4 protein-coding genes are annotated in these 4,058 nt (G+C 67.9%); all 4 read left to right on the top strand.

Annotated elements, in window-relative coordinates:
- Positions 1–752, top strand: a 752-nt coding sequence (locus HUK84_RS11735) for a 2-oxo acid dehydrogenase subunit E2 (RefSeq protein WP_176640456.1), incomplete at its 5' end; no start/stop codon positions are given.
- Between the two features lie 233 nt (positions 753–985).
- Positions 986–2,395 (top strand): dihydrolipoyl dehydrogenase, encoded by a 1,410-nt coding sequence (lpdA, locus tag HUK84_RS11730; RefSeq protein ID WP_176640455.1) that lies wholly within the window; start codon positions 986–988, stop codon positions 2,393–2,395.
- 201 nt (positions 2,396–2,596) lie between these two features.
- Positions 2,597–3,601 (top strand): lipoyl synthase, encoded by a 1,005-nt coding sequence (gene lipA / locus HUK84_RS11725; protein ID WP_176640454.1) that lies wholly within the window; start codon positions 2,597–2,599, stop codon positions 3,599–3,601.
- On the top strand, positions 3,601–4,058 hold a 458-nt coding region (locus HUK84_RS11720; protein WP_176640453.1), incomplete at its 3' end, for a type II toxin-antitoxin system RatA family toxin. The genes lipA and HUK84_RS11720, both read left to right, overlap by 1 nt.

The raw sequence follows: 4,058 nt of genomic DNA, 5'->3' as shown, positions 1-4,058 counted from the left end.
CCAAGCCCGCGCCTGCCGCCCCGCCGGCCGTCCCATCTGCCGCCGGAATCACCGCCCCGCACCAGGCGGTGCCGAACTCGACGATGCGCAAGGTCATCGCCCGCCGGCTGACCGAGGCCAAATCGACCATTCCGCATTTCTACGTGGCGGTGGATGTCGAACTCGATGCGCTGCTCGACCTGCGCGCCCGGCTCAACGCCGCATCCCCCGCCGAAGGCCCCGACGCCTTCAAGCTGTCGGTCAACGACATGCTGATCAAGGCGGCGGCGCTGACCCTGCGCCGCGTGCCCAAGGTCAACGCGTCCTATACCGAGGACGCGACGATCCTCTATGACGATGTCGACGTCTCGATCGCCGTCTCGGTGCCCGACGGGCTGATCACGCCGATCCTGCGCAATGCCGACCGCAAGTCGCTGCGCGAGATCAGCGCCGAGGCCAGGGACCTGATCGCCCGCGCCCGCGCCGGCAAGCTCAAGCCTCAGGAATTCCAGGGCGGTTCCTTCTCGATCTCCAACATGGGCATGTTCGGGGTCAAGGAATTCTCGGCCATCATCAACCCGCCGCAGGCCGCCATCCTGGCAATCGCGGCCGGCGAGAAGCGCGCCGTGGTCAAGGGCGGCGCGGTCGCGATCGCGACAGTAATGACCGTCACCCTGTCGGTCGATCATCGCGTGGTCGATGGCGCGCTCGCCGCGGAATGGGTCTCGGCCTTCCGCGCGATCGTCGAATCGCCGCTCAGCCTGGTGGTCTGACGCCCATCGTCACGACGCGCAATCATGACGCGCGGTCATGAGGCGCCCCGCGTCCTGCCCGAAGGGCAGGAGACTAGAATATTTGTCCTGCCCGAAGGGCAGGAGACTAGAACATTGATTCCAGTGTCCTTTTGATTCCAGGATTCACGTGCGAATTTTGGAATCGGGACACTGGCGTGGGGGGGGGGGGGGGGGCCGGGGGCCCCGCCCCCACCGCTCCGGGGATTAGATTCATGAGCAAGACAGAATTCGACATCATCGTCGTCGGCGGCGGCCCCGGCGGCTATGTCGCCGCGATCCGCGCCGCCCAGCTCGGCCTCAGCACCGCGGTGGTCGAGGCCAACCATCTCGGGGGCATCTGCCTCAACTGGGGCTGCATCCCCACCAAGGCGCTGCTGCGGTCCTCCGAAATCAATCATTTGCTGCATCATCTCGGCGAATTCGGCTTCAGCGCCGACAATATCCGCTTCGACCTCGACAAGGTGGTCAAGCGCTCGCGCAAGGTCGCGGGCCAGCTTTCGGCCGGCGTCGCCCACCTGCTCAAGAAGAACAAGGTCGCGGTCTTCGACGGGTTCGGCAGGCTCGACGGCACGGACGGGACGCGCCGCAAGGTCGCAATCACCAAGGACGGCAATCCGGTCGCAACCCTGACCGCGCCGCACGTCATCCTGGCGACGGGCGCCCGCGCCCGGATCCTGCCGGGGCTCGAACCCGACGGCAGGCTGATCTGGTCCTATCGCGAGGCCATGGTGCCCACCGCCATGCCCAAGAGCCTGCTGGTGGTGGGCTCGGGCGCGATCGGCATCGAATTCGCCTCCTTCTACCGCAACATGGGCGCCGAGGTGACGGTCGTCGAAGTGCTCGACCGCATCCTGCCGGTCGAGGACGAGGAGATCAGCGCGCTGGCCCACAAGGCATTCGCCAAGCAGGGCATGACCCTCCTGACCAGCGCCAGGATCGGCGCGATCCGCAGGAACGCCGACAGCGTCACCCTTTCGGTCGAGGCCGGCGGCAAGACGCAGGAGATCACGGTCGACCGCGTCATCTCGGCGGTCGGCATCGTCGGCAATGTGGAAAATCTCGGCCTGGAAGGCACCGCGGTACAGGTCGACCGCACCCATGTCACGATCGACTCCCACTGCCGCACCGGCGAGCCGGGCGTCTACGCGATCGGCGACCTGGCCGGCCCGCCCTGGCTGGCGCACAAGGCCAGCCACGAGGGCGTGCTGTGCGTCGAGGCCATCGCCGGCCGCCACGTCCACCCGATCGACCCGGCCAACGTCCCGGGCTGCACCTATTGCAGCCCGCAGGTCGCGTCGGTCGGCCTGACCGAGGCCCGCGCGAAGGCGACCGGGCGCAAGGTCCGCGTCGGGCGCTTCCCCTTCATCGGCAACGGCAAGGCCATCGCGATGGGCGAGCCCGAGGGCCTGGTCAAGACCGTCTTCGACGCCGAGACCGGCGAATTGCTGGGCGCGCACATGATCGGCGCCGAAGTCACGGAAATGATCCAGGGCTACGCCATCGCCCGGACCTCCGAATTGACCGAGGCCGAGTTGAAGGAAACCATCTTCCCGCATCCGACCATCTCCGAGACGATGCACGAGGCCGTGCTCGCGGCCTATGACGGGGCGCTCCATATCTGATCCGTTCCCCCGGCCCGGGGCCTGTTTCCGCGTCCCTTCCGCGCCGCGCGCGGCGGGGCAGGGGCTTCGGTGCCCAGCGCTTTGGTGCCAAGGGCTCCGGTGCTTGTGATCGGCGCGACGCGGGCAGGGGGCATGATCGCTTGACGCCCCGTCCGCGCCGTTCCACTTCTGGCTGTCTGTTGTTCTCCGGGATCTGCCGCCATGTCCACGCGCCTGCTGATCGACCATAGAAAGGGCGGCGCCCCCGTCCGCCATCCCGAAAAGGCGCACCGCCCCGACAACCCGATCGCGCGCAAGCCGGACTGGATCAGGGTCCGCGCGCCCAACCATCCGGTCTATCACGAAACCCGGGCCCTGATGCGCGAGCAGAAGCTGGTCACGGTGTGCGAGGAAGCGGCCTGCCCGAATATCGGCGAATGCTGGTCGCAGCGCCACGCCACCATGATGATCATGGGCGAGATCTGCACCCGCGCCTGCGCCTTCTGCAACGTCGCCACCGGCCTGCCCAACCCGCTCGACGACGGCGAGCCCGACCGCGTCGCCCACGCTGTCGCGACGCTCGGGCTGCGCCACGTGGTCGTCACCTCGGTCGATCGCGACGACCTGCCCGATGGCGGGGCCCGTCATTTCGCCCGCGTCATCACGGCGATCCGCGCCGCGTCGCCCGGCACCACGATCGAAATCCTCACCCCCGATTTCCTGCGCAAGCCCGGCGCGCTCGACGTCGTGGTGGCCGCGCGGCCCGACGTGTTCAACCATAATCTCGAAACCGTGCCGCGGCTCTATCCCTCCATCCGGCCGGGCGCGCGCTATTACCAGTCGCTGCGCCTGCTCGACGACGTCAAGCGCCTCGATCCGTCGATCTTCACCAAATCCGGCCTGATGGTCGGACTGGGCGAGGAACGGCCCGAAATCCTGCAGGTGATGGACGATCTGCGCGTCGCCGACGTCGATTTCATCACGATGGGGCAGTATCTGCAGCCGACGGCCAAGCATGCCGCCGTGCGGCATTTCGTCACGCCCGACGAATTCGCCGACTACGCGGCCATGGCCCGCGCCAAGGGCTTCCTGCAGGTCAGCGCCTCGCCGCTGACCCGTTCCTCCTACCACGCCGATTCCGACTTCACCGAACTGCGCGCCGCGCGCGCGGCGCGCCTGGGCGGCGGCGCGGTCTCCGACCAGGATTCCAGGGCGGAGCCCTCCTGATGCCGACCCACGCGGAACGCCGCCTCATCGCCTATTCGGCGGAACAATTATTCGACCTGGTGGCCGATGTCGGCAAATACCCGCTCTTCCTGCCCTGGTGCGTCAATGCGCGGGTCCGCACCCAGACGGCCACCGAACTGGTCGCGGACCTGACGATCGGCTTCGGCCCGTTCCGCGAGAGCTTCACCAGCCGCGTGACCCTCGACCGTCCCGGACGCATCGGCGTGCGCTACGAAAAGGGGCCCTTCCGCTATCTGAACAATGTCTGGACCTTCACGCCCGACGAACGGGGCTGCCTGGTCGATTTCTTCGTCGATTTCGAATTCCATTCCCGCCTGCTCCAGGCCGCGATCGGCGTGGTGTTCAACGAGGCGGTGCGCCTGATGGTCTCGGCCTTCATCCGCCGCGCCCGCGACGTCTACGGCCCGCCCGCCGGCCAGGCGGCGCTCGGCCAATC

The organism is Nguyenibacter vanlangensis, assembly GCF_013376155.1.
Lineage (GTDB): Bacteria > Pseudomonadota > Alphaproteobacteria > Acetobacterales > Acetobacteraceae > Gluconacetobacter > Gluconacetobacter vanlangensis.
The sequence above is the reverse complement of the archived record's forward strand: the minus strand, read 5'-3'. Positions and strand labels throughout refer to the sequence as shown.